At 74.9% G+C, this 25,268-nt stretch carries 24 protein-coding genes; 10 read left to right on the top strand and 14 right to left on the bottom strand.

Annotated features, from left to right (window positions below; genetic code table 11):
- Positions 1–99 precede the first annotated feature (99 nt).
- Positions 100–1,047 (top strand): peptidoglycan-binding protein, encoded by a 948-nt coding sequence (locus K329_RS31990; protein WP_043644197.1) that lies wholly within the window; start codon positions 100–102, stop codon positions 1,045–1,047.
- Between the two features lie 29 nt (positions 1,048–1,076).
- Here K329_RS31990 and K329_RS29860 read toward each other — a convergent pair whose 3' ends face one another.
- A complete protein-coding gene (locus tag K329_RS29860; RefSeq protein ID WP_052337097.1) occupies positions 1,077–1,877 on the bottom strand; it encodes a response regulator transcription factor in 801 nt (266 codons plus the stop codon).
- 94 nt (positions 1,878–1,971) lie between these two features.
- On the opposite strand from K329_RS29860, the gene K329_RS0118450 reads away from it, so the two are divergent.
- Positions 1,972–2,862: a PhzF family phenazine biosynthesis protein gene (locus tag K329_RS0118450; protein ID WP_028474199.1), complete on the top strand. Its 891-nt coding sequence runs from the start codon at positions 1,972–1,974 to the stop codon at positions 2,860–2,862.
- Positions 2,863–3,035: 173 nt separating this feature from the next.
- Here K329_RS0118450 and K329_RS0118445 read toward each other — a convergent pair whose 3' ends face one another.
- Positions 3,036–4,472 (bottom strand): HNH endonuclease signature motif containing protein, encoded by a 1,437-nt coding sequence (locus K329_RS0118445; protein WP_028474198.1) that lies wholly within the window; start codon positions 4,470–4,472, stop codon positions 3,036–3,038.
- A 391-nt stretch (positions 4,473–4,863) separates the two neighbouring features.
- Between K329_RS0118445 and K329_RS29855 the strand changes: the two genes are divergently transcribed.
- Positions 4,864–5,766 (top strand): class I SAM-dependent methyltransferase, encoded by a 903-nt coding sequence (locus tag K329_RS29855; RefSeq protein WP_084541429.1) that lies wholly within the window; start codon positions 4,864–4,866, stop codon positions 5,764–5,766.
- On the opposite strand, the gene K329_RS0118435 is transcribed toward K329_RS29855, so the two are convergent.
- On the bottom strand, positions 5,726–6,499 hold the full coding sequence (locus K329_RS0118435) for an IclR family transcriptional regulator (RefSeq protein ID WP_028474197.1): 774 nt from the start codon (positions 6,497–6,499) through the stop codon (positions 5,726–5,728). The two genes, K329_RS29855 and K329_RS0118435, sit on opposite strands and share 41 nt — an antisense overlap.
- Before the next feature lie 44 nt (positions 6,500–6,543).
- Positions 6,544–7,791 (bottom strand): Na+/H+ antiporter NhaA, encoded by a 1,248-nt coding sequence (gene nhaA, locus K329_RS0118430; protein ID WP_211225905.1) that lies wholly within the window; start codon positions 7,789–7,791, stop codon positions 6,544–6,546.
- Between the two features lie 172 nt (positions 7,792–7,963).
- Between nhaA and K329_RS0118425 the strand changes: the two genes are divergently transcribed.
- A complete protein-coding gene (locus K329_RS0118425) occupies positions 7,964–8,527 on the top strand; it encodes a carboxymuconolactone decarboxylase family protein (protein WP_028474195.1) in 564 nt (187 codons plus the stop codon).
- 12 nt (positions 8,528–8,539) lie between these two features.
- Here the strand turns inward: K329_RS0118425 and K329_RS27905 are convergent, their stop codons facing one another.
- The 7 genes from K329_RS27905 to aac(3) all read right to left on the bottom strand — a co-directional run bounded on the left by K329_RS27905 (position 8,540) and on the right by aac(3) (position 14,889).
- Complete coding sequence (locus tag K329_RS27905) at positions 8,540–8,995, bottom strand: hypothetical protein (RefSeq protein WP_043644193.1); 456 nt, start codon at positions 8,993–8,995, stop codon at positions 8,540–8,542.
- On the bottom strand, positions 8,992–10,239 hold the full coding sequence (locus K329_RS0118415) for a fatty acid desaturase family protein (protein WP_028474194.1): 1,248 nt from the start codon (positions 10,237–10,239) through the stop codon (positions 8,992–8,994). The genes K329_RS27905 and K329_RS0118415 overlap by 4 nt, the downstream gene beginning before the upstream one ends.
- A 10-nt stretch (positions 10,240–10,249) precedes the next feature.
- Positions 10,250–11,371, bottom strand: coding sequence for a ferredoxin reductase (locus tag K329_RS0118410; protein ID WP_028474193.1), 1,122 nt, complete (start codon positions 11,369–11,371; stop codon positions 10,250–10,252).
- Positions 11,372–11,475: 104 nt separating this feature from the next.
- Positions 11,476–12,672, bottom strand: coding sequence for an MFS transporter (locus tag K329_RS0118405; RefSeq protein WP_028474192.1), 1,197 nt, complete (start codon positions 12,670–12,672; stop codon positions 11,476–11,478).
- Between the two features lie 310 nt (positions 12,673–12,982).
- Positions 12,983–13,735 carry an alpha/beta fold hydrolase gene (locus K329_RS27900; RefSeq protein WP_052337095.1) on the bottom strand — a complete coding sequence of 251 codons (753 nt, stop codon included), beginning with the start codon at positions 13,733–13,735 and terminating at the stop codon, positions 12,983–12,985.
- 45 nt (positions 13,736–13,780) lie between these two features.
- Complete coding sequence (locus K329_RS0118395) at positions 13,781–13,987, bottom strand: twin-arginine translocase TatA/TatE family subunit (protein WP_028474191.1); 207 nt, start codon at positions 13,985–13,987, stop codon at positions 13,781–13,783.
- A gap of 65 nt (positions 13,988–14,052) precedes the next feature.
- Complete coding sequence (gene aac(3) / locus K329_RS0118390) at positions 14,053–14,889, bottom strand: aminoglycoside 3-N-acetyltransferase (RefSeq protein ID WP_043644190.1); 837 nt, start codon at positions 14,887–14,889, stop codon at positions 14,053–14,055.
- 98 nt (positions 14,890–14,987) lie between these two features.
- Here aac(3) and hutH point away from each other — a divergent pair, with 98 nt between their 5' ends.
- Together hutH and hutU are read left to right on the top strand one after the other, a co-directional pair.
- On the top strand, positions 14,988–16,580 hold the full coding sequence (gene hutH, locus K329_RS0118385; protein ID WP_052337094.1) for a histidine ammonia-lyase: 1,593 nt from the start codon (positions 14,988–14,990) through the stop codon (positions 16,578–16,580).
- Positions 16,577–18,283 (top strand): urocanate hydratase, encoded by a 1,707-nt coding sequence (hutU, locus tag K329_RS27895; RefSeq protein WP_052337093.1) that lies wholly within the window; start codon positions 16,577–16,579, stop codon positions 18,281–18,283. Before hutH ends, hutU begins: the two co-directional genes overlap by 4 nt.
- Here hutU and K329_RS0118375 read toward each other — a convergent pair.
- Positions 18,261–18,923, bottom strand: coding sequence for a TlpA family protein disulfide reductase (locus K329_RS0118375; RefSeq protein ID WP_028474188.1), 663 nt, complete (start codon positions 18,921–18,923; stop codon positions 18,261–18,263). The genes hutU and K329_RS0118375 overlap by 23 nt on opposite strands.
- Positions 18,924–18,983: 60 nt before the next feature.
- Entirely contained in the window at positions 18,984–19,871 is an 888-nt protein-coding gene (locus K329_RS27890) for a MurR/RpiR family transcriptional regulator (RefSeq protein WP_052337092.1), read from the bottom strand.
- Positions 19,872–19,933: 62 nt separating this feature from the next.
- On the opposite strand from K329_RS27890, the gene K329_RS0118365 reads away from it, so the two are divergent.
- Both K329_RS0118365 and K329_RS27885 read left to right on the top strand, forming a co-directional pair.
- The gene (locus K329_RS0118365; protein ID WP_043644186.1) at positions 19,934–20,965 is read left to right on the top strand and encodes an ornithine cyclodeaminase family protein; all 1,032 of its coding nucleotides are present in this window, start codon (positions 19,934–19,936) and stop codon (positions 20,963–20,965) included.
- A 4-nt stretch (positions 20,966–20,969) separates the two neighbouring features.
- Positions 20,970–22,439, top strand: coding sequence for an aromatic amino acid lyase (locus K329_RS27885; protein ID WP_245596600.1), 1,470 nt, complete (start codon positions 20,970–20,972; stop codon positions 22,437–22,439).
- Here the strand turns inward: K329_RS27885 and K329_RS0118355 are convergent.
- Positions 22,402–23,436 carry a LacI family DNA-binding transcriptional regulator gene (locus tag K329_RS0118355; protein WP_028474186.1) on the bottom strand — a complete coding sequence of 345 codons (1,035 nt, stop codon included), beginning with the start codon at positions 23,434–23,436 and terminating at the stop codon, positions 22,402–22,404. The genes K329_RS27885 and K329_RS0118355 overlap by 38 nt on opposite strands.
- A gap of 147 nt (positions 23,437–23,583) precedes the next feature.
- On the opposite strand from K329_RS0118355, the gene K329_RS0118350 reads away from it, so the two are divergent.
- Both K329_RS0118350 and K329_RS0118345 read left to right on the top strand, forming a co-directional pair.
- The gene (locus tag K329_RS0118350) at positions 23,584–24,543 is read left to right on the top strand and encodes an amidohydrolase family protein (RefSeq protein WP_245596599.1); all 960 of its coding nucleotides are present in this window, start codon (positions 23,584–23,586) and stop codon (positions 24,541–24,543) included.
- Positions 24,540–25,118 (top strand): cysteine dioxygenase, encoded by a 579-nt coding sequence (locus tag K329_RS0118345; RefSeq protein ID WP_084541427.1) that lies wholly within the window; start codon positions 24,540–24,542, stop codon positions 25,116–25,118. Before K329_RS0118350 ends, K329_RS0118345 begins: the two co-directional genes overlap by 4 nt.
- The last annotated feature ends 150 nt before the right edge of the window (positions 25,119–25,268 follow it).

Here is a 25,268-nt window from a genome sequence, read left to right as displayed (position 1 = left end):
CACCCCCAGGCCCTTGCCTCGTCACCCGGACCCGGGTGAGGGTGGAGGGACGGGGCCGGCACACTCGGGTGGCGGCCCGGTGATCTCGGGAGAACTGACATGGCTCGCACCCTCGGGCGACGGTTCGCCGCCGCCCTCCTGACCCTGGTGACCGCCCTCGCGGTGTCGGTCGCCCTCACCCCCGCCCCCAGTGCGCAGGCGGCCTCGTGGCCGGTGCTGCAGCAGGGCTCGTCCGGCGCCGACGTGACCGCGGTGCAGCACCTGCTGACCGGCCGCGGCCACTCCACCGGCGTCGACGGGGCGTTCGGTCCGGCGACGGCCTCCGCCGCCCGGTCGTTCCAGTCGGCCAACGGGCTCGCCGCCGACGGCATCGTCGGCGCCGCCACGTGGTCGGCGCTCGTCAGCAACGTCAGCCAGGGCTCGTCGGGCGAGGCGGTGAAGGCCGCCCAGACCCTGCTCAACAAGCACGGCGCGGGCCTCGGCGTCGACGGCGCCTTCGGGGCCGGTACGGCGGCGGCCGTGCGGTCGTTCCAGTCGGCCAACGGCCTCACCGCCGACGGCATCGTCGGCCCGGCCACCTGGCAGGCGCTCGCCGGCGGGGGCAACGGCGGTGGTGGCGGTGGTGGCTACGCGCGCCTCGTGCCCACGTCGGCCGTGAGCCGCGCGTCGTACAGCGCCCCGCACCACGACTACCCCGCGCTCGACCTGCCGACCGCGACGGGCACCCCGGCGTACGCCGTCGCCTCGGGCAGCGCGACCGCCTTCAGCAACAGCCGCTGCGGCAACGGCGTCTCGCTCGTGGCCGGCGGCGTCACCTACACCTACTGCCACTTCTCGGCCCACTCGTTCAGCGGCACCAAGAACGTGAGCGCGGGCGAGCAGGTCGGCGCGACCGGCAACACCGGCAACTCCACCGGCCCGCACCTGCACTTCGAGATCAACGCCGGCGGCGCCCAGCGGTGCCCGCAGTCGTTCGCGCTCGCGCTGTACGACGGGGGCACGCCGCCGTCGCCGTCCTCGCTGCCCACCTCGGGCTGCATCGGCTGATCCGCAGCGGCGCCCCTGCCCGCGTCGGGTCAGGCGGGGGCGCCGCTCGTCCGCGGGCGCGCGGTCATCAGCCAGGTCAGGAGGACCAGGGGCGCGGCAGCGACCAGGAGGCCGCCGACCACGTGGTAGGCGAGCGCGTCGCTGAGGGAGCCCTGGACGAAGGTGTGGACGAACACGACTCCCGCCACGAGGCAGGCCCACCAGCCGCGACCGGTCGACCTCGCGAGCACGCCCAGGCTGAGGGTGAGGAGCCCGGTCACCACGTGCAGCGCGATCGACGCCGTCCCGTGGGCGTTCTCGGCGGCCCCGTCGTCGCGCACGTCGAGCCCGTCGGCCAGCAGCTGCAGCACCTCGACCTCCCGCGTCGTGAGCGACGCGCCCTCGTCGTCGGCTCCGGCCGCGACGAAGGGGGCCGCCACGTCGCTGCGGCCGGCCGCCACCAGCAGGGCCGCCGTCACCTCGTCGAGCCCGGCGCCCTTGGCCAGGACGCCCACGGCGCCGGCGGCCGTCGCCCGCCGCACGACCTGCGGCAGCGGGTGGGCCGTCAGCACGACCGCCCGGCTCGCCGGCCACCGGGCGAGCAGCCGGGCGGCCAGGGCGATGCCGTCCTCCCCGTCGCCGCGCGCGGTCCCGAGGTCGACGTCGACCACCAGCAGGGCGTACGGGTCGTCCTCCATCGCGGCCACGGCGCCGGCGGCGTCACCGCTGGTGCCGACCCGACCGAAGACCGGGTCGGTCGAGAGGGCGAAGGCGAGGGCATCGGCGAACACGGCGTGGTCGTCGACGACGAGCACCGACAGGGGAGGGGTGAGGGGTCCCGAGCCGGTCATCGGACCTCGCCTCCTCCTGGCCTCCCGCGCGGCCGCGCGCAGCGCGAGTCGGAGCATAGGCGGACGCTCCCCGGCGGCCCCCTACGGTGAGGGCATGAGCGAGCACGCCTTCACCCAGGTCGACGTCTTCGCGCCGCGCGCGCTGACGGGCAATCCCGTCGCCGTGGTGCACGACGCCGGCGAGGTCACCGACGCCCGGATGGCCGCCTTCGCGAACTGGACCAACCTCTCCGAGACCACCTTCCTGCTGCCGCCCACCGCGGAGGGCGCGGCCGGGGGCGCGGACTACCGCGTGCGCATCTGGACGCCCAGCCGCGAGCTGCCCTTCGCCGGTCACCCGACGCTCGGCACCGCCCACGCGTGGCTCGAGGCCGGCGGCGTGCCGGCCCGCGACGGCGTCGTGGTGCAGGAGTGCGGGGTGGGGCTCGTCGAGGTACGGCGGGGCGGCGGCGCGGCTGGTGGTGCGGGCGACGAGGCCGGGGCCGGCGGCGAGCTGGCCTTCGCCGCCCCTGCGCTCCTGCGCTCGGGGCCGGTCGACGCGGCCGACCGGGAGCAGGCGGTGGCCGCGCTGGGTGTCGACCCGGCTGCCGTGATCGACCTGGCGTGGGTCGACAACGGCCCCGGCTGGCTCGGCGTGCGGCTCGACTCGGCCGCGACCGTGCTCGGCCTCCGGCCCGACATGGCGGTCATGGGTGACCTCCGCATCGGGGTCGTCGGCCCGCACGAGCCCGGTGGACCGGCCGACGTCGAGGTGCGCGCCTTCGTGCCCGTCCTGGCGGTGGCGGAGGACCCCGTCACCGGGTCGCTCAACGCCGGGCTCGCGCTCTGGCTCACCGCCGACGGCACCCTGCCCCCGTCGTACGTCGCCCGCCAGGGCACCGCCCTGGGACGCGACGGCCGCGTGTCGGTCACCACGGGCGACGACGGCCGGATCTGGGTCGGAGGCGCCACCCGCTCCACGGTGCGGGGGACGGTCGAGCTGTGAGGAGCTAGCGCGACGCTCCGGTGGGTGAGGAGCGAGCGCAGCGCGTCCGGTGGGTGAGGGGCGAGCGCAGCGAGCGTCTCGAAGCCACCCGCGTCCCCGGGCATGACGGCACACCCCAGCGACGGTGGTGTCGCTGAGGTGCGCGATCGGGTGGGTATGACGGGTGGGCGCGGTCAGGCGGGTAGCGGGATCGTGCCGTGCGGGTCGACGAGGTACTGCTGGTCGTGCGGGCTGGTCCAGACGAACGATCCGTCGGGCAGGCGGCGGTAGCGCCACCTGCGTTCTCGCCCGATGCCGCTGGGTGAGGGGTGGGTCTTGACCCTGTGATGTCGCCGGCAGAGTGGGGCGAGGTTGGTCGTGGAGGTCTGACCCGGTGGCCCGCCGTTATCTGCTTTGACGTACTCGTCGACGTGGTCGAGGTCGCAACCCCGTGCCGGCCTCGTGCAGTGCGGGAACACGCAGGTGGGCCTGGTGAGGCGGACGCGGTCGGCGATCCGGTCGGGGATCTCGTACGCGTCGACCGCGATCTGGTCTCGGAGGTCGATGACCGGTTTCACGACGACCTGGGTGGAGGTGGCGCGGCACCATTCGCGGACCTGCTCGGCGAGCACGAAGCTGCGGGTCTTCTCGACCCGAGCCAGGTCGACCCCGCCGCACGCGTTCGGGTCGAGGTCGGTGAGAGCGGTCTCGGAGAGATGCACGTGGAGCACGACCTGACGGGCCTTCGACCGCGTCGCGCTCGGTGCCGTGCCGTCTGCCCCGCCTGCGCTGTCGCTGGCGACGTTCGAGTCGGAGTCGCACCCGCTGAGGTCGAGGGTCGTCTGTCGCCGCGCGATCTCACCGACCGCGGACGCCCGCCGTGCATCGAGAGATTCCAGCGACCCCGCGAGCGCGAGGTCGGCGGCGACCCGGGACACGGCGTTCTCCAGGTCGAGGGCGTCGGCGAGGTCGAGGGTGCCGGACACCGGCACCACGCCGCGGGCGGGGTCGACCTGGCCCTGGAGGTCGATGTCGAAGCGGCGCGTGGCGTCGGAGTCGGCGCGGTCGAGCTCGGCCTTCTCGGGGTCGAACCGAGCGATGGCCTCGGCGACCAGCTTCTGGGCGGTGACCATCCCGGTCTTGTGGGCCACGGGTGCCAAATGACGGTCGACGAAGTCCGCACCCTCGACCGTGAGCTGGGTCGTCTCCTGCGCGATCTTCCTCGCCCGCCACACCGGCAACACCCCCGCGACCACCCGGTTCCACAACCTGGGGAGCCGGTGGCGCAGCTCGACCGCCTCACCGACCAGGCGCCGGCCCGAGTCGGTCGACAGACCGAGGGCGGTGGCGATCTCGACGACGCAGAACTCCGACACGAGCGGCGCGCCCGGTCCACCGAGCTCACCGAACACGTCCGCACCCGGGAGCAGGTGTGCGTCGGAACGGAGCAGCCCGAACGGGCCGTACCGGTCAGCCACCACGCCGCCCTCGGTGTGCGCGTCCGCCCAGTCGGCGACGGCGACGAGAACGTCGACCTCCGCCGCCCGCTGACGCACCAACGCATCCCGCGCACCGTTGAGCAGCGCGGCCGGGAAGGCGGTGCGCTCGGAGGTGGCGATGGGCTGGCTCATGCTCCGATTCTATTCGATCAGGCGTTCGATCACCAGGGCCGCTTGACGATCTGTGGAGAACTGTTTGAGCAGGTCAGGCGACCTTCGATCGCTTTGGGTGGTGTGGTTGCGAGACGATCTTGTCGGCCCTCCTCAACCCCCGAGCGATGCTCGCTGGCGCTCGCTCCTCGACCGCCGGGGCCGTGGTTTCGAGACGGGCCTGGCGGCCCTCCTCAACCACCGGGTCCCGTGGTTTCGAGACGCTCGCTGGCGCTCGCTCCTCAACCACCGGGGCGGCGCTCGCTCCTCGACCACCGGGCACCCCTCGCGGCCCGCCGTACGCGCGGACCCCGTCCGGCTCCCGGCTCGCGCGCTCCTGGTCGCCGACCTCCGGCACCCCTAGGCTCCGCACATGGTGGGGGACCAGATCGACACACAGCGCTGCCCGGCATGCGGAGCGCGGCTTCCGGAGGGGTTCCTGCCCGGCCCCGGAGGGCGGCCCGGGGCGCGCTGCGGACGGTGCCAGGCCCTGGAGCGGCACCGGTTCCTCGCGCTGGTGCTGCGCGCGTTCGGCCCGTTCGTGTCGAGCGCCGGCCTCGTGCTCGACGTCGCCCCGAGCCGGCACACCACCCACGTGCTCCACGAGCTGGGCGCCCGAGCGATCGCCATGGACTTCGACCCGGCCGCCGACGGGCGGGACGTCTCGGTGCAGGCCAGCCTGACGCAGGTGCCGCTGGCAGCGGGCTCGGTCGATCTGATGATCTGCTACCACGTGCTCGAGCACGTGCCGGACGATGCGGTGGCCATGGCCGAGATCCGCCGCGTGCTGGCGTCGGACGGGCTCGGGCTCGTGCAGGTGCCGCTCGACCAGCACCGGCCCACCGTCGAGGACCCGGGCGCCGACGCCGAGACCCGGACGCGCCGATTCGGCCAGGCCGACCACGTGCGCCTCTACGGGTGGGACGTCGAGGACCGTCTGCGGGCCGCCGGACTCGACGTCCTGCGGCTGCGGTGCGTCGACCTCGTGCCGCCCGCCACGCGCGCCCGCTACGGCCTGATGGAGGACGAGGTCACCTGGCTCGTGCGACCCGCGGCCGAGGCGCCGGGACGGCTCCTGCGGGCGGGCGACCTCGGGATCGCCCGGCTCGACCTCCTGGGCCGGGTCGACCTGGCCGAGCCCGCCCGGCGTCCGGTCCGGCCGTGGCACGCCCGGATGAAGGGCCGGGTGCTCCGGCGGCTGCCGCAGCCCGTGCGGCGCGTGCTCCGCAAGATCGTCAGGGGGGACTCCCGGCCCGTCCGCCCAGCCGACGGGTGAGGCTTCCCGCCGTACGGCGGACCGCGGCCACGAGGGCGGCGTCCGGGCCGTGGGGCGCGGCGTCGGTGGGGTAGGTGAGCGCGATGCCGGCGACCGGGTGGCCGTTGTGGTCGAGCACGGGCACGGCGACGCTGGCCAGGCCCGGGGTGACCTCGCCGTCCTCGACGGCGTACCCCCGCTGGCGGGTCTCCGTCAGCAGGACCCGGAGCGCGCTGAGCGAGCGCGGGCCCTGCCCGTGGCGCTCGACGAACGCGTCCTGGTCGGGGAAGAGGGCGCGCACCTGCGCCGCCGGCAGGGCCGCCAGGATCGCGCGACCGCTCGCGGTGAGCGAGGCCGGCAGCCGGACGCCGACGTCCGTCACCAGCGGGGGGCGGCCCGGGGCGCGCTCCTCCACGACGTACAGCACGTCGCGCCCGTGCGAGACCGCGAGGTGGGCGCTGTGGCCGGTCTCGTCGACGAGCGTCGCCAGGGGACGGCGGGCGAGGCGCTGCAGCCCGGCCTGGCGGGTGTAGCCGCTGCCGACCTCGAACGCCGCCACCCCCAGGCCGTAGCGGCGCTCGTCGGCCAGGTGCACGACGAATCCCTCGTCGACCATGGCGCCGAGCAGGTGGTAGGCCGTCGAGCGCGGCAGGTCGCAGGCGCGGGTGATCCGGTCGAGCGGCACCGGGTCGGGCTGGCTGGCGAGGAAGCGCAGCACCCGCATCGTCCGCGTCGCCGCCGGCACCTGGCTCATGGGGGAATGGTGCCGCAGGCGCGTGCAGATGCGACAACTCGACGTCAGAGGAGCGGCAGGTCCCCGTCGTCGATGCCGTCGCGGTTCATGTCGCGACTCCGTGCGCGGCGGGCGTCCCAGCGCAGCAGCAGCGCGCCGAGCACGGCGCAGAGCAGCGACGCCGTGAGCACGCCGGCCTTGCCCTCCGAGATCAGCAGCTCGTCGTCGAACGAGAGCTCCGAGATCAGGAGCGCGACGGTGAAGCCGATGCCGCAGAGGAAGCCGACGGGCAGGAGGTCGCGCACGCCGATGCCCTGGGGCAGCCGGAACGGGGTCCACCGCGTGATCAGCGCGGTCGTGGTCAGCACTCCGGTGACCTTGCCGAGCACGAGACCGGCCATGACGGCGAGCGCGACGGGCTCCCCGAGAACGCGGAGCGGGCCGCCGTCGTCGACCACGGTCACGCCGGCGGCGAAGAACGCAAAGACCGGCAGCGCGACACCCGACGACCAGGGGTTCACGCCGTCGGCGAAGGAGTGGGCACGCCCGTGGGCCTCGCCGTGCCGGGCGAGCGCCGGCACCACCAGCCCCAGCAGCACGCCCGCGACGGTCGCGTGCACGCCCGACTCGTGCACCGCGACCCAGGCGGCCAGCGCGACCGGCACCATCAGCCACCACGGCGGCGTACGACGCCGGGCCAGCCACCCGAAGAGCGCCACGAGCGCGAGTGCCGGCAGCAGCCAGAGCGGCTGCAGGTCGGCGCTGTAGAAGAGGGCGATCACGACGATCGCGAGGAGGTCGTCGACCACGGCGAGCGTCAGCAGGAAGACGCGGAGCGCGACGGGCAGGCCGCGCCCGAAGACCGCGAGCACGGCGACGGCGAAGGCGATGTCGGTGGCGGCCGGGATGGCCCACCCGTGCAGCGCCGCACCGTCGCCGAGGGCGAGCACCACCCCGACGTACAGGAGCGCGGGCACGGCCATGCCGCCGACGGCGGCGATCACCGGCACGGCCGCCTCGCGGGGGTTGCGCAGCGACCCGGCGACGATCTCGTGCTTCAGCTCGAGGCCCACGACGAAGAAGAAGACGGCCAGCACGCCGTCGGCGGCCCAGGTGGCCAGGGAGAGGTCGAGGTGCAGGGCGGAGGGTCCGACGACGTACGACGACAGCTCGGCGTACGCGTCGCGCCAGGGTGAGTTCGCGAGCACCAGCGCGACGGCGGCGGCCACCATCAGCATCACGCCGCCGGTGCGGTCGTCGGTCACGAAGCTGCGCACGCGGGAGACGCGCTGGGTCATCGGTGAGGGAGTCATGCGGCTCCTCGGGGTCGGGTCAAGGCCCGGTCGGGCCCGGGGTGACCGCCGACCAGACTTCCCGGCACTCCGGGGAGGACTCTATCGGGTGGGTCGCGGGACCCCTTGCGCGATCGGTCGGGGAGGTGAATATTGCGCGCCACCAATCCCTGACGATGATGATGAGGAACCCATGTCGCGCATCCCGCCCGCCCCGCCCGAGGTCTACGCGCCGGTGGTCGGCGTCGACGCCCCGCTCCGTCAGCGGGTCTACGCCCAGGCGCCGGCCATCGCCGGGCCGTACCTGACGTACATGAAGGCGCTGCGCGAGGCGTCGGTGCTGCCGCGCCGTCTCGTCGAGCTCGTCCGGCTGCGCATCTCGTTCCACAACCAGTGCCGCAGCTGCATGGCGATCCGGTACGCCGACGGACTCGAGGACGGCATCACCGAGGACCTGGTCTGCTCGCTCGAGAAGCCGTCGGAGGCGCCCGACCTGACGGACGCCGAGAAGGCCGCGCTCGCCTTCGCCGACAAGATGGCCACCGACCATCTCGCGATCGACGACGACACCTTCGCCCTCCTCGCCCGGCACTTCACCGACGAGGAGCGGATGGACCTCTGCTTCCAGGTCGCCACGTTCGTCGGCTACGGGCGCATGGGCTCGGCCCTGGCGATGACGGACGACCTGCCCGAGGAGTACGCCGAGGCCGACGCCGTGCTCGCCCCGTGGCGGCAGGCGCCGGCCTCCGTCGTGTGACCCGCGGCGGCGTCAGGCGCCCCGACGGGCCGTGACGGCGTTGGGCCGGAAGAGGTGCAGCCCGTCGCGGCCGGTCGGCCGCACCAGGTCGAACCCGCCCGTGGTGACGACGGCCCAGCGCCGGTCGAGCCCCGCCGGGTGACCCACGGCCGCGCCGTCGGTCGACGTCAGCACCGTGAGCAGCCCGGCGACGCACTCCGCGTGCACGGGCGGGATGCGGAAGGCGTTGTCGTCGGCCTCGTCGGTCGTGCCCACCAGGTGCAGCGGGTTGTCGAGGGTCTGCGCGCACACCGCGCACACCCGGCTCAGCGCGCACTGCAGCACCCGGCGCCGACGCAGCTCGCGCACGTTCCCGGCGCCGCTGTCGTCGGTGCAGACGAACGGCACCGCGACCCCGTCGACCGGGGGCCGGGCGTCCGCGTGGAGCCCGGCCGCGGTGAGCTGCGCCGAGAGCTGCTGCAGCCTCACGCCTCGGCCCTCGCCCCGGCGCGTGACCAGCCCCCCAGCTCGGAGCGACGGTGCGGCCGCTCGGAGTCGCTGCGGCGGCGACGGTCGGCGACCTCCGCGGTGGGGACGGCCTGGTCGCCGTACTTCTCGGAGGCGTGGTCGGTCCACGAGTTCGGCAGGCTCAGCAGCGTGATCGTCCGCAGCGCCTGGCCGTACTGCTTGTAGAGCGGGCCGATCGTGTACGGGATGCCGTACTCCGCGCAGAGCCTCTTCACGTCGACCGAGATCTCCGGGTAGCGGTTGCTCGGCAGGTCGGGGAAGAGGTGGTGCTCGATCTGGTAGCCGAGGCTGCCCGAGGCGATGTGGAGCGCCCGCCCGCCCTCGAAGTTCGCGGAGCCGAGCATCTGGCGCAGGTACCACTCCGCGCGGGTCTCGTCCTCGACCTCCTCCTCGGTGAAGTGCAGCGCACCGTCGGGGAAGTGGCCGCAGAAGATGATCACGTAGGACCACACGTTGCGGGTCAGGTTCGACACGACGTTGGCCTGCAGCGTCTGCTTCCAGCCGGGGCCGGACAGCGCGGGGTAGACCACGTAGTCCTTGAGCACCTGGTTGCGGCCCTTGCGGAGGATCTGGCGCAGCTGGCGCTTCATCTCCTTCGGGTCCTTCTCGAGCTTGCGGATGCGCTCGATGTCGAGGTCGTGGAGCGCGACGCCCCACTGGAAGAGCGTCGCCAGGAGCGCGTTGTAGACGGGCTGCCCGAGGTTGACCGGGCTCCACTTCTGCTCGCGCGCCATCCGGAGGATGCCGTAGCCGATGTCGTTGTCGAACCCGAGCACGTTGGTGAACTGGTGGTGCACGTAGTTGTGCGAGTGCTTCCACTGCTCGGCCGGCTGCGCCGTGTCCCACTCCCACGTCGAGGAGTGGATCTCCGGGTCGTTCATCCAGTCCCACTGGCCGTGCATGACGTTGTGGCCGATCTCCATGTTCTCGAGGATCTTGGCCGCGCCGAGCATGGCCGAGCCCGTCACCATCGCGCCGCGCCGGAAGAGCTTGCGCTCCTTCGGGGCGTACGAACCGGCAAGCATCGCGACGCGGGCGCCGAAGGCCAGCCCGCGCTGCAGCTTGATCATGCGGTGGATGTACGCCGCGTCGGCGGCGTTGCGCGACGCCTCCACGCGGGCGCGCACCGCGTCCAGCTTCGCGCCCAGCTCCTCCACCTGCTCCGCGCTGAGGTGGGTGTATTCCTTCACGTCGGCGATGGCCACGGGGTTCCTCCTAGATGGCGACGGTGCAGTCGCCGTTGGGGACGGTCACGCAGGTCTGGATCTGCTCGTTGGGCTGGTCGTAGCGGTCGCCGTTGCGGACGTCCGTGACCGAGCCGGAGACGAGCGTGAGGGTGCAGGTGTGGCAGATGCCCATCCGGCAGCCGAACGGCATGCCGACACCGGCGGACTCGCCGGCCTCGAGCACCGTCGTACCGGGCTCGGCCTCGGCCTCCTTGTGGGAGTCGCGGAACGAGACCGTGCCGCCCTCGCCGACGTCGTCGCCGACCTCGAGCGAGAAGCGCTCAAGGTGCAGGGCGTCGGGCAGGCCGGCGGCCTCCCAGTGCTCGGTCGCCGCGTCCAGCATGGGGCCCGGGCCGCACGCCCAGGTCTGCCGGTCGCGCCAGTCGGGCACGGCCTCGTCGAGCCGGTCGAGGGTGAACATGCCCGCCTCGTCGGTGAAGACGGGGTGGAACGTCACGGCCTCGTGCTCGGCGGCGAGCTGCTCGAGGCGCTCGCGGAAGATCATCCGGTCGGGCGTCGGCGACGAGTAGACGAGGGTGACGTCGGGCAGCGGCCAGTGCTGGCCGGCCCGGCGGGTGAGCGTCTTCAGCATCGCCATCACCGGCGTGATGCCGGAGCCGCCGACGAGGAAGAGGATCTTCGCGGGCGGCGGGTCGGGCAGCACGAAGTCGCCGGCCGGCGCGGCCAGGCGCACGATCGTGCCCGGCTCGAGGCCGTTGATGAGGTGGTCGGAGAGCAGGCCCTCGGGCATCGCCCGGATGGTGATCGTGATGCGACGGCCCCGGCGTCGCGGCGTGCTCGTCAGCGAGTAGGAGCGCCACTGGTAGCGCCCCTCGACGGGGACGCCGATGCCGACGTACTGCCCGGCCTGGTGGTCGAAGCGCCAGCCCCAGCCCGGCCGGATGACGAGGGTGGCCGCGTCCTCGGTCTCGCGCACGACGGACTCGATGCGGCCGCGGAACTCCCGCGAGGTCCACAGCGGGTTCACGTAGCGCAGGTAGTCGTCGGGGTGCAGCGGCGTCGTCAGCTTGTCGGCGAGCGACCGGACGGCGTGCCAGTCCCGGTGCTGCTTCGTCGGGTCGAGCTCGCGGACTGCGGAACGGACGGCCATGAGCGGCTCCCGGGGCGAGGGGTCTCTTGCTACTGACGAGTTCAGTGGTCAGTTGTACACCCAGCGTCCAGCCGTGTGAAGCAGGTCACCCGCACGGGTGGCTCTCACGCCAGCGCGCGCTCGCCCTTCGTGGGCACGAGGGGTACGGCGAGGAGCGGGAAGAGGGCGGCCAGGGCGAACGTCGCGGCGTACCCGCCCTGCGTGACGAGCAGGCCGGCGACCGGGGGCACGAGGGCGGCGGTCATGTTCTGGGCGGTGTTCTGCAGGCCCAGGGCGCGGCCCGACCAGAACGGTCCGGCGCGCTCGGCGACCGCGGTGAAGGCGAGACCGTTGTCGGCGACCGTGATGGCCGAGGCGGCCACCATGAGCACCACCGCGGCGGCGGGGGCGACCTCGGCGGCGAGCCCGAGGAGGCCCATGGTGACCGCGGCGGCGACCGCCACCCAGGCCAGCGGGCGCATCCGGCTGCCGACCACGTCGGAGAGCCACCCCGAGGCGACGCGGCCCGCGGCGCCGACGAACTGGGTCGCCGCGACCAGGGCGCCGGCGGCGGCCGCCGACCAGCCGAGGTCGTCGACGAGCCAGGTGAGGGCGAACGTCCAGACGAGGAACTGGGGAACGACGAGCAGCATCGAGACGCCGTGGATGCGGGTGAGGAAGCGGTCGGCGCGGTAGGGGTTCGGGGCCTCGGCCGGGCCGCCGGGCGGCCGGGGCGGGTCGAGCACCACGACCGCGACGACCACGAGGGCGACCGCCGTGGCCGCGGTCGGCACCCAGAGGGCGGTGGCGATGCCGTGCGTCTCCGCGATGACGGCCATGGACGCGGCGGCGAGCCCCACGCCGAGGGGCTGGGCGGTCTGCCGGATGCCCATCGCCAGGCCGCGCCGCTCGGGCGGGAACCAGCCGACCACCACGCGACCCGACGCGGAGTTGGTGGAGGCCGACGCGGCGCCGGCGACGAAGAGCGCGACGCAGAGGGCCGGCACCGAGGTCAGCTGGGTGGCCACGCCGCCCGCGACGGTCGCGCCGACGAGGCCGGCCAGGAGGGCGAACCGCTCGCCCCGCCGGTCGACCACGAGGCCCCACGCGATGAGCGCGACCATGATCCCGGCGAGCGGCGCGGAGGCGACGAGCCCGGCCTGCGCCAGCGACATGCCCTGCTGCAGGTGCAGCGCGGGGATGAGGAACGCCGGCCCGTGCACCATCGCCGACGACGACAGCTGGGCGCCCGTGCCCGCGCCGAGCATCGCCCAGCGGCGGGCGGGCGTGACCTGCTCGTGGGCGGGGGTCTCGGTCGTCACCGGACCAGTGAAGCGCGGAGAAGGGAAGCGGTCACGTCGATCGTCCGTTGGATGAGACGAATCAGTCCACCAAGCGGACGCGTACCGGGATCAGCTCCGGTCGTCCGGATCGCCCCAGCCCATGTACCAGCGTCCCGATCCCTCGTCATGATCCTCCACGACCGTCCAGGGAGGTCGCCGCAGCTCGTCGGACCAGCGCCGGCCGTCCGCCGCGGTGAGAGCCAGCGTGGACGTCACCCCGTGTGGCAGCGGTGGTTGAGGAGCGAGCGCCAGCGAGCGTCTCGAAACCACCTGCTGGCTGTGTCGCCGATCAGCTTGCCGATCCCACGAGCTCCCGCACGAGCGCGGCCACCTCGTCGGGCCGCTCGCGCGGCAGCAGGTGTCCGGCGCCGTCGAGCGTCACGAACCGGGCCCGTGGGTAGACCGGGCCGTGCACGCGGGCCTGGGCGTCGGGTCCCAGGTCGCCGTCCTCGCCGCCGGCGACGACCAGTGCGGGGAGGTCGAGGGGGCCGACGCGGTCGGACCAGTCCTCCCGCGACCCGCTCTCCAGCCATGCGGTCCACGCGGCGGGTGAGCTGCGACGTACGTCGACCACAGCCTCCGCGTCGTGCGCCGGCGGCAGCGGGCCGCCCACGTTGGCGTCGACGAACGCGCGGGCGGCGCCGGGGCTGAGGGGGCCCGGGTCGGCCCAGGCGAGCATTCGGGCGCGGCGGTCCTCGTCCATCGGCTCCGGGCTCGGGGGTGACCCGGCGAGGAGCACGACTCCCGCCAGTCCGGCCAGGGTGTCGTCACCGTCGGCCGCGCGGGCCGCGACGACGCTCGCCACCTTGGCGCCCATGCTGTGGCCGAGCAGGAACCACCGCTCCGGGTCACGCTCGGCGATCCGCGCGACCACCCGGTCGGCCGTGCCCGCGACGTCCGCAGGCGGCTCGGAGGCCGCGCCGCCGAACCCGGGCAGGTCGATCGCGAGCACCTCGACGTCGTCGCCGAGGGCGGCCGCCAGGGCGTCGAACTCACGGGCGCTGGAGCCCAGCGCGTGCAGGCAGACGAGAACGGGGCGCACGGGGTCTCCTCGGAGGGTCGGTCGGACTGCCCGGATGTCGGCGGGTCAGGCGGCCCGGTCGTCGCGGGCGGCGTCGGTGGCCCCGGCGGCACGGTCCGCCTCGCGGTCGTCCTGCAGGCCCTTGATCTCCGATCGGAAGATCCGCAGCGACTGCCCGGTGCTCCGTGCGATGTCGGGCAGGCGACGGCCGCCGAACAGCAGGAACGCGACGGTGAGGACGATCATGATCTGGGCCGGGCTGACGGTGCGCACTGCGGCGAGCTCCTTCGGTGGGGTTCGGTGCTCCCACCGTACGAACCCGCCCCAGCGCGCCGGCCTCAGGTGCGATGCCGCTCCTCGAGCCAGGTGACGGCGTACGAGGTGATCGCGGCCGCGTCGACGAGGACGCTGTCGGCTGCCCCCACCCGTCCGCGTCGTGCGTCCTGCGTCCCGGTCGAGGCGTCGAGGAACGCGGCGACCACGTCGGCGAAGTAGTCGTCGGCGAGGCCCGCGACCACCGGGCGGGAGGTGTCGAGCTCCTCCGCCCAGCGCCACGCGACGCCGCCGTCGGCGGCCGCCAAGGGGTACTCGACCCGCACCCGGCGCTTGTCGGGCAGGTCCGCGAGGGCCTCGGCGTGGTGCAGCAGCGTCATGGTGTCGAGTGGGGCGCCCACCATCAGCACCCGCCCGCCGAGCGCGACGAGACGTGCGAGCGGCGAGCCCTCGCCATACCCGTGGTCGAGGGGATGGTCGTGCGTCAGCTCCTCCGCCCGTGCGCCGAGCGCGGCGACCGAGGCCCCCGGGTTGCCGCTGCGTCGGACCCCGGGTCGTGTGCCGATCGTCGCGGCGAGGACGCCGTGGTCGCGCGCGGGACGGGCGGTGGTCGGGTCGTACGGCGGCACGTGCGGCCTCAGCTCGGAGCGGACCGCGCCGGTGTCGTCCCAGACGTCCAGACCGAGCTCCCAGTCCTGGTACGACACGACCGATCCCCGGGGGCCGACCGCGTCGAGCAGGGCGTCGACCAGGGCGTCCGGGCCGCCCAGCACCGTCCCGACCCGGCGGAACGCGGCGTGCACCATCACGGTGTCGCCCTCGGCCACGCTGAGAGTGCGGAGATCGTCGGCCAGGCTCGAGCGCGTCGCAGGGGCGACGTCAGGTGGCGAGGAGGAGCTCATGCCTCATCATCGCCCAGGCTCGACCGCGTCTCGGATCCGAGACGACCGACGTCCGTCGCCCCTGGTTGCCGCGCCGCCCCGGGGCGTCGAATAGGCGCATGGCCCCACCGCTCAGCCCGATCCCCGCGACCCCCGCGCCCGCCCCCGTCGCCGTGGGCGTCGGGCCCGTGTCGTTCGACGAGGTCGTCGCGGTCGCCCGGCACGGCGCGCCCGTCACGCTCACCGACGAGGCCCTGGCGGCGATCGACCGGGCCCGGGCCGTCGTCGAGGGGCTGGCCGCGGGGCCGGTCCCGGCGTACGGGATCTCGACCGGCTTCGGAGCCCTCGCCACCCGCCACATCCCCACCGAGCAGCGCCGCCAGCTGCAGCGCTCGCTGGTGCGCTCCCACGCGGCGGGCTCCGGCCCGGAGGTCGAGCGCGAGGTCACCCGCGCGCTGATGCTCCTGCGGCTCTCGACGCTGGCGACGGGTCGCACGGGCGTACGGCGCCAGACCGCCCGGCTGCTCGCCGACCTGCTGGCCCACGGCATCACGCCGGTGGTGCACGAGTACGGGTCGCTCGGCTGCTCGGGCGACCTCGCGCCGCTGAGCCACTGCGCGCTCGCGCTGATCGGCGAGGGCACGGTGCGCGACGCCGCCGGCACCCTGATGCCCGCGGCCGACGCGCTGGCCGCCGCCGGTCTCGAGCCGGTCGTGCTGGAGGAGAAGGAGGGCCTGGCCCTCATCAACGGCACCGACGGCATGCTCGGGATGCTCGTGCTGGCGATCACCGACCTGCGCCGCCTGCTGCGCACGGCCGACGTGGCCGCCGCGATGAGCGTCGAGGGCCAGCTCGGCACCGACCGGGTCTTCGCGCCCGAGCTGCAGGCCATCCGCCCCCACCCGGGCCAGGCCGCCTCGGCCGCCAACCTGACGGCCGTGCTCGCCGGCTCCGGTGTCGTCGCCTCCCACCGGGGCCCCGACTGCAACCGCGTCCAGGACGCCTACTCGCTGCGCTGCTCGCCCCAGGTGCACGGCGCCGCCCGCGACACCGTCGAGCACGCCGCGACGGTGGCCGGACGCGAGCTCGAGAGCGCCGTCGACAACCCGGTGGTCGTCGTCGACGAGGACGGCACGGGTCGCGTCGAGTCCAACGGCAACTTCCACGGCGCCCCCGTGGCCTACGTGCTCGACTTCCTCGCCATCGTGGCCGCCGACGTGGCGAGCATGAGCGAGCGCCGGACCGACCGCTTCCTCGACAAGGCCCGCAACCACGGGCTCCCGCCCTTCCTCGCCGACGACCCCGGCGTCGACTCCGGCCACATGATCGCCCAGTACACCCAGGCCGCGATCGTCTCCGAGCTCAAGCGTCTCGCCGTACCGGCCAGCGTCGACTCGATCCCCTCCAGCGCCATGCAGGAGGACCACGTGTCGATGGGCTGGAGCGCGGCGCGCAAGCTGCGCCGCGCGGTCGACGGCCTCACCCGGGTCGTCGCCGTCGAGGTGCTCACCGCCGCCCGCGCGCTCGACCTGCGCGCGCCCCTGCAGCCGTCGCCCGCCACGGGCGCCGTCGTCCGCACCCTCCGCGACGCCGGCATCGCCGGCCCCGGACCCGACCGCCACCTCGCCCCCGAGATCGAGCTCGCCGTCGCGCTCGTCGACTCCGGGGCCGTCCTCGACGCCGTCACCACCCAGATCGGAGACCTCGCATGACCGAGACGACCCCCGCCGGCACCCCCGAGCCGACGCCCGCCAGCGGCCCCCGCCCGGTCCGCGCCCCCCGCGGCACCACCCTCACCGCGCGCTCGTGGCAGACCGAGGCCCCGCTGCGGATGCTGATGAACAACCTCGACCCCGAGAACGCCGAGCGGCCCGACGACCTGGTCGTGTACGGCGGCACGGGTAAGGCCGCCCGCAGCTGGGAGGCGTACGACGCGCTCGTCGCCACCCTCACCACGCTCGGCGACGACGAGACGATGCTGGTGCAGTCGGGCAAGCCGGTCGGCGTCATGCGCACCCACGAGTGGGCGCCGCGCGTGCTCATCGCCAACTCGAACCTCGTGGGCGACTGGGCGAACTGGGAGGAGTTCCGCCGCCTGGAGGACCTCGGCCTCACCATGTACGGCCAGATGACGGCCGGCTCGTGGATCTACATCGGCACCCAGGGCATCCTCCAGGGCACGTTCGAGACGTTCGCCGCCGTGGCCGACAAGAAGTTCGGCGGCACGCTGGCCGGCACGATCACCCTGACGGCCGGGCTCGGTGGCATGGGCGGCGCCCAGCCGCTGGCCGTGACGATGAACGACGGCGTGGCCATCTGCATCGAGGTCGACGCCGACCGCATCCAGCGCCGCATCGACCACCGCTACCTCGACGTGCTCGCGCCCTCGGTCGACGAGGCCGTGCGCATGGCCGTCGAGGCGCGCGACGCCCGGAAGCCGCTCTCGATCGGCGTGCTCGGCAACGCCGCCGAGGTGCTGCCGGCGCTGCTCGCGTCGGGCGCCCCCATCGACGTCGTCACCGACCAGACCTCGGCGCACGACCCGCTGTTCTACCTGCCCGTCGGCGTGCCGTTCGAGGAGTGGCAGGCGCAGCGCGAGGCCGACCCGGTCGGGTTCACCAAGCGCGCGCAGGAGTCCATGGCCGCCCACGTGCGCGCCATGGTCGAGTTCCAGGACGCCGGCGCCGAGGTCTTCGACTACGGCAACTCGATCCGCGACGAGGCCCGCAAGGGCGGCTACGACCGCGCCTTCGCGTTCCCCGGCTTCGTGCCCGCCTACATCCGGCCGCTGTTCTGCGAGGGCAAGGGCCCGTTCCGCTGGGCCGCGCTGTCGGGCGACCCGGCCGACATCGCCGCCACCGACCGCGCCATCCTCGAGCTCTTCCCCGACAACGAGCGCCTGCACAAGTGGATCACCATGGCCGGCGAGCGCGTGGCCTTCCAGGGACTGCCGGCGCGCATCTGCTGGCTGGGGTACGGCGAGCGCCACCTCGCCGGGCTGAAGTTCAACGAGATGGTCGCCTCCGGCGAGCTCTCCGCACCGGTCGTCATCGGCCGCGACCACCTCGACGCCGGGTCGGTCGCGTCGCCGTACCGGGAGACCGAGGCCATGCTCGACGGCTCCGACGCGATCGCCGACTGGGCGCTGCTCAACGCGCTCGTGAACACGGCCAGCGGGGCGTCCTGGGTCTCGATCCACCACGGCGGCGGCGTCGGCATGGGCCGCTCGATCCACGCGGGCCAGGTGTGCGTCGCGGACGGCACGGCGCTCGCCGCCGAGAAGATCGAGCGCGTGCTGACGAACGACCCGGGCATGGGAGTCGTCCGGCACGTCGACGCGGGCTACTCGCGCGCGGTCGAGGTGGCCGAGGAGCGCGGCGTCACGGTCCCGGTCACGCCGCGGGTGCGGGACTGACGCGGGCGCGCACGTCGTCCTGGATCTCCGCCACCGAGTCGAAGGGGCCGATGTGCACCCAGGTGATCGTCCCGTCCTCGACGAGGAACGACGCGGGCAGGAACTGGTAGGGCACGTCGGGCGCCAGCTCCTCGGCGAACCGGGAGTCCTCGTCGAGGTAGTTGGCGAACGTCAGGTCGTAGTCGTCGACGACGTCCTCCGCGAACCCCCGGCGCACGTCGCGGGAGACGCCGACGACCTCGAGGTCGTCGCTCGTGAGCGCCAGCTCCTCGACCAGCGGCAGCTCGCGGGCGCAGGGGCCGCAGTACGACGCCCAGACGTTGACGAACAGCGGCTTCTCGGTGCCCGTGCCGGTCGGTGCGTCGTCACCGTCGAGGCGGGGCAGCCCGGCCAGCAGGTCGGCGCGGAGCGGCACCGACGCCTCGACCCAGCCCGAGCTCGGGGCGACGCCCGGCAGGTCGGTGTCGGCGATCGGGCTGCTGATCTCCTCCGTGCCGGGCAGGAAGCGGTCGAGCACCAGCAGCGTCGCGACGAGCGCGACCACGACGGCCAGGCCGACCGCGAGCCGACGGCGCAGACGCCCGCGGGCGGGCGGGCCGGCGGGCGCGGTGGCGTCGGCGGGAGCGGTCGGTGCGGGCACGGCGGGTTCTCCGGAGCGGGGGGCGGGGCTGGCGTCGACTGTAGGCGGGCGACCCCCGTCTCAGTCGGTGCGGTCGGGGTCCGTCGGCTGGTGCACCCAGGTGTCGACGAGGGACTCGTGGGCCTCGAGCCGGTCCTGCGTACGACGCGGGTGGGCGGCCGCGACCCCGTCGAGCAGCGCCATGGCGAGCACGACCGGGGCGGCGTGGGTGTCGAAGACGAGACCCGTGCCGACGGGCGCGACGAGCACGTGGTCGGCCTCGTTCGCGAGGTCGACGAACGGGGTGTCGACCACCAGCACCGTCGGCACCCCGACGGTGCGCGCGTGCCGGAGCGCCCGCACGGTCGACGACGGGTAGCGCGGCATGGCGAAGACGAGCAGCGCGGCCCCGCCGGCCCGCTCCATCTGGGTGATCGCGTCGGTGGCCGCGTCGCCGTCGGTCACCACCCGCACGTCGTCGAGCACCCGCCGGGCGAAGTACCCGACGTACGACGCCAGCGCCGCCGACGCCCGGATGCCCACGATCCCCAGCACCCCCGCCTCGGCCAGCGTGCGCACCGCCGCCGCCATCGCAGGCGACCCGAGCGTGCCCCGCAGGTCGCCCAGGTTGGCCTGCGCCTCGAGCACCGGGTCGGACACGTCGGGCCCGGGGGCCGCCGGGGGCTCGCCGCCGCCGAGGATGACCTGGCGCAGGGCGCCGCGGAAGTCGCCGTACGTCGAGAAGCCCAGCGTCGAGGCGAAGCGGGTGACCGTCGGCTGGCTGACCCCGGCGCGCAGGGCGGCCTCGGAGGTCGAGAGGAAGGCGGCGTCGGGCATGGTGTCGATGAACGACTGCGCGACCCGCCGCTGCGTCGGCGAGAGGCGCTGGCTGTGGCAGCGTTCGACGAGCCACTGCCGTCCGCCGTCCTCGCCGCGGCCGTGCTCGACCGTCTGACCCTGCTCCGTCACCGCAGCATCATCCCCCGTCCCCGTCCCTCCGTGACCGTGCCCCGACCGAAAGTGAGCACCTCGTGACGACCGCCCCCCGCCCGCCCGACGGCCTCTGGCTGCGCTTCGTCTCCGGACCCGACATCGACGCCCTCGAGCTGACCGCCGCCGACATCGTCGAGGCCGCCGGCGAGGTCGTCGCCGCCCACGGCCGGGGCGAGACCGTGTTCGAGCCGCGCACCCACCTGGTGCCCGACAACGGCGGGCGCGGCCACTTCAACGTGCTGCGCGGCCACGTCTCGACGCTCGGCGACCACGGCGTCAGCGGCGTGAAGGTCGTCGGCGACTTCGTGCCCAACTACGAGCTCGGGCTGCCCAGCGAGCTGGCGCTGCTGACGCTCTACGACCCCTGGACGGGCGTGCCGCGCGCGATCCTCGACGCCACGCTCATCACCGAGGTGCGCACGGGGGCGATGACCGCCGTCGGCGCCCGCCACCTCGCGCGGCCCGACGCGAAGGTGCTCGGCCACGTCGGCGCCCGCGGCACGGCGCACGCCAACATCGTCATGCTCGACGCGATGTTCGACCTCGACGAGATCCGCGTGACGAGCCGGCGCCCGGAGTCGCGCGACGCGTTCGCCGAGCGGCTGCGCGCCGAGATCTCGACGCCGGTGGTCGTCACCGACAGCGTCGCCGCGACGATCGACGGCGCCGACATCGCCGTCGAGGCCACCCGCCTCACGGAGCCGGCGTCGCTCGTCACGCCCGACCTGCTCGCACCCGGCTCGCTGCTGGTGCCGTACGGCACGGTCAGCGCGCTCGACCCCGACCTGCTCGACGTCGTCGACAAGGTCGTCGTCGACGACTGGCGCGAGGCCGGCTCGGGCGAGTTCGGCGCCCTGCGCCCCCACATGCGCTCGGGCGCGCTGCGCCGGGAGACGCTGCACGCCGAGCTCGGCGAGGTCGTCACCGGGGCGCGACCCGGTCGGGAGACCGACGACGAGCGGATCCTCTTCTGGCACCGCGGCCTCTCCATCCTCGACGTGGCCGTCGGCCACCTGATCCTCGAGCGGGCCGAGGGCCGGGACCTCGGCACGATGGTCCGGTTCCGGTGAGCCGGTGACGGGCGGTACGGCGGGGGCCGCCGTGGTCCGGGTCGCGGGCCCGGCCGACCTCGACGGGCCGGCGGTGCTCGCCGTCGCGGCGGGCGCCCGGGTCGAGCTCGACCCCGACCTGCTCGCGGCGGTCGCGCGGCGTCGCGACGAGGTGCTGGCGGCCCTGGCCGACGACGTCGACGTGTACGGCGTCACCACCGGCATGGGCGCGCTCAGCGACACCCGGCTCACCCCCGCCGAGCAGGCGGACCACTCGCGCCGCCTCATGCTCGCCCGGGCGGTGGGCGGGCCGCCGTACCTCGACGCCGCCGAGACCCGGGCGCTGCTCGCCGTCCGCCTGCGGACCTTCCTCGAGGGGGACGCCGGGGTGTCGGCGGAGCTGTGCTCCTGGCTGACGACCCTGCTCGCGCACGACCTGTTGCCGCCGGTGCCGCGCACGGGCTCGGGCGCTGCCGGCGAGATCCTCCCGCTGGCCCACGCGTGGGGTCACCTCGCGGGCCTCGGCCCGCTCGCCCTCGGCGACCTGGCACCGCCGGTCCTGGGTCCCAAGGAGGGCATCGCGCTGCTGGCGGGCGTGCCCGTCGCCACCGGTCTCGCGCTGCTGCGCGCCGCCGACCTCCACCGGTTCGTCCGGCGGGCCGGGGTCGTCGCGGCGGGCTCGGTGGTCGTGGCACGCGCGCAGCGCGACCCGTACGACGACGCGGTCGCCCGCGGCGACGCCGAGCTGGCCGTCGTGCTCGCCGACCTGCGGGCGCTCGTCGGGCCCGAGCCCGCCCCGCGCCACCTGCAGGCGCCGGTGTCGTTCCGCGTCGTCGGCCCGGTGCTCGCCCACCTGCAGCGGGAGGCGGACCGGTTGGCCGCCACCGCGGAGCGGGCGCTGGGCACGGTCGGCGATTCCCCGGCGTACCTGGCGACGCAGACCGGGAGCCGCTTCGTCGGCACCCCCGGCTTCCACGGCCTCGACCTCGCCGCCGCCCTCGACGGGGCCCGGGCCGCGGTGGTGCACGCGGCCGCGGTGAGCGCCGCGCGGCTGCACCGCCTGCTCGACCCGGGCGTCACCGGGCTGCCCGCCCAGCTGAGCGCCGACCCGGGTCCGTTCGCGGGCCTGGCGCCGCTGCACAAGCGGGCGGCGGCGACCCTGCACGAGGTGGCCGGCTGGCCGGCGAGCACCGCGTTCCCGGTGGAGACGTCGCTCGGCCAGGAGGACGTGCAGACCTTCGCCCTCGAGGCGGCCGACCGGTTGCTGCGGGCCCTGGAGGCGGCCGAGACCGTGCTGCTCTGCGAGCTGCTGGCGGTGCACCAGGCGCGCACGCTCGACCCGGGGCGCGTCCCGCCGGGACCGCTGGTCGACCTGCTGGACGAGGTGGCCGCGGTGCTCCCGCCGGGGGCCGACGACCGGCCGTTCGGCGAGGACGTCGAGCGCCTGCGGGGGCTGCTCAGCGCCGGGTGGGCGCCGGTCCCGTCGTCCCCCTGACGACGAGCCGCGGGGCGATCGTGCGCACCTCGAGCCCACGCCCGGACTCGAGCGCCGTGAGCAGCTGACCGACGGCGGCGCCGACCACCGCGTCGCGGCCCCAGTCGACGGTGGTGAGGCCGGGGCCGGCGAGGTCGGCGAAGTCGACGTCCTCGAACCCCACCACGGAGAGGTCGCGGGGCACCTCGAGGTCGAGCGAGCGGGCCGCCCGCAGCACGCCGAACGCGAACGAGTCGGTGAGGCAGAACGCGGCGGTGGGCCGGTCGGGGGAGTCGGTGCCCGCCGGGCCGGGGGCGAGCGCCGCCGCCAGGTGGGCGGTCATCTCGCCGCGGTCGGCGGTGGCCGGGGGCGTGCGGACCAGGTCGACGCTCATGCGGCACCGCTTCGCCTCGCGGGCGACGAGCCGTTCCGCGGGCCGGTCGGGGGTGCTGGGGCGGCGGGGGAGCACCACCGCGACGCGGCGGTGGCCGAGCTCGGCGAGGTGGTCGAACACGGCGGCGACCCCGCTCGCGTTGTCGAACACGACGGCCCCGGCGGAGGGCGCCCGCGAGAGCCGGTCGCCGATGGCGACGAGCGGCAGCTGGCTGGCGACCGCCTCCCACTGCTCGGCGAACGGGTCGAGCGGGGCGACCAGCAGGCCGGCGGGCCGCTGGGCGCGCAGCTGGGCGAGCAGGGCGTCCTCCCGCTCGGGGTGGCCGTCGGCGTCGGCCACGATCGCGTGCCAGCCACGGTTCATCAGCTCGCGGGCGAGGGCGGCGACCAGGGACTGCTGCCAGAGGTCGCGGGTCGAGCCGCAGAGCACCGCCACGGTGCGGGAGCGGCCGCTGGCGAGGGCCGCCGCGATCGGGTTGACCTCGTAGCCGAGCCGGGCCGCCGCGGCGCGCACCCGGGCGACGGTCTCGTCGGAGCCCCGCTCGCCGCGCAGCGCGTACGACACGGTCGCGGGCGCCAGGCCCACCGCGTCGGCGACGTCCTGCAACGTGGGGCGCTTCGGCACGCGGGCGAGCATACGGCGCGCCCGGATGTGTCGGGCAGGTGTCGCGCCCCGCCCCGGTGGGGTCGCCGGGCGACGACTCTGTTTCGGCGCCGTCTCACATGGCAGCATGACTTGCGGGCAGTCGCGTGAAGCGCTTCACTAGGGGATGTGAAGCGCTTCCCCTCTCCCTCCGACCCGAGTCGTCTGCTGGAGGTCGGCCCCGCCGTCGACTGCCACCAGCACCTCTGGCCGCAGGCGCTGGTCGAGGCGCTCCGCACCCGCTCGCGCGGTCCCCGGCTCTCCGGGTGGACCCTGCACCTCGACGGCGAGCCGACGTACGAGGTGGACCCCGCGGCCCACGACCTGACGGCGCGCCGGGCGGTCGACGTGGCCGACGACGTCGACCTCGCGCTGCTGTCGCTCTCGAGCCCGCTCGGCATCGAGACCCTCGCCCCCGACGACGCGCAGCCGCTGCTCGACGCGTGGCACTCCCTGGCCGACGACCTCCAGCGCGGCGACGTCGAGGGGTACGGCGTCTGGGCCGCAGCGTCGGTCGTCGAGCCCGACCTCGAGGGTCTCGCGACGCTCCTGCGCCACCCCCGCGTCCACGGCCTCCAGGTGCCGGCGACGGCCCTCGCCACCCCGGCGGCGCTCGAGCGGCTCGCGCCCGTGCTGGCCGTCGTCGAGGCGGCCGACCTGCCGGTGCTGGTGCACCCCGGACCGGCGGCCCCGACGGACGGCGACGTGCCGTCCTGGTGGCCGGCCCTCACGTCGTACACCGCCCAGCTCACCGCCGCCTGGTTCGCCTGGCACGTGGCCGGGCGCCGCCTGCTGCCCACCCTGCGCATCGCGTTCGTCGGTCTCGCCGGCCTCGCGCCGCTCCACCACGAGCGGCTCGCCCAGCGCGGCGGCCACCTCGGCGCGATCGACCAGCTCGTCCACTACGAGACCTCGTCGTACGGCACCCGCGCGATCGACGCGGTCGTGCGCGTCGTGGGCATCGACCCGGTCGTGCACGGGTCCGACCGGCCGTACGCCGCCCCCACCGACCCCGGCCTCGGCGACGCGTTCAGCCGCGCCCTGTTCGTCACCAACCCCGCCCACCTCCTGAACGGAGCACCCCGATGACCGCCGCTCCCGCCCTCGAGCCGGAGACCCCCTCCACCACCCTGGACGGGCCCGTCCCCACCGTCGCCAGCGTGCTGCGTGCCGAGGACCTGCCCTCGGTGCCCGGACGCGTCCTCGACGCCGCCGAGCTGCGGGCCTGGGTGCGGGAGATCGCGGCGGACCCCGAGCTCTGGGCCGCCCACGTGCGCCACGACACCGACGGGCGCCACTTCGTCTCGCTCTACCGCGACAGCGACGTCGACGTGTGGCTGCTGTGCTGGAACACGAGCGACGACACGGGCTGGCACGACCACGACACGTCGTCGGGCGCGGTCGCCGTGACCCGGGGCGCCGTGGCGGAGAACCGACCGCGGCTCGGCGGCGACGCCGTGGGCCGCGTGGTCACCGAGGGGCGCGACTTCTCGTTCGGTCCGGACCACATCCACCGCATGGCCGGCGCCGTCGACGGCTCCGTCTCGATCCACGCCTACTCGCCGCCGCTGTGGCGCATGGGCCAGTACTCGATCAGCCCCTCCGGCGTCATGCGCCGGTTCTCGGTCTCGTACGCCGACGAGCTGCGGCCGCTCGGCGACTGAGCCCCGCGCCCCGTGCCACGGACCGGGTGCGGTCTGAGGCGGGCACGTTCCGGGGGTGTGGGTCCGCACCCGGCGTGAGCGCCCCGTGCCCTCGACCGGGTGCGGTCGGAGGCGGTCACGTTCCGGGGGCGTGGGTCCGCACCCGGCGTG

Source organism: Nocardioides alkalitolerans DSM 16699 (assembly GCF_000426525.1).
GTDB lineage: Bacteria > Actinomycetota > Actinomycetes > Propionibacteriales > Nocardioidaceae > Nocardioides > Nocardioides alkalitolerans.
The sequence above is the reverse complement of the archived record's forward strand: the minus strand, read 5'-3'. Positions and strand labels throughout refer to the sequence as shown.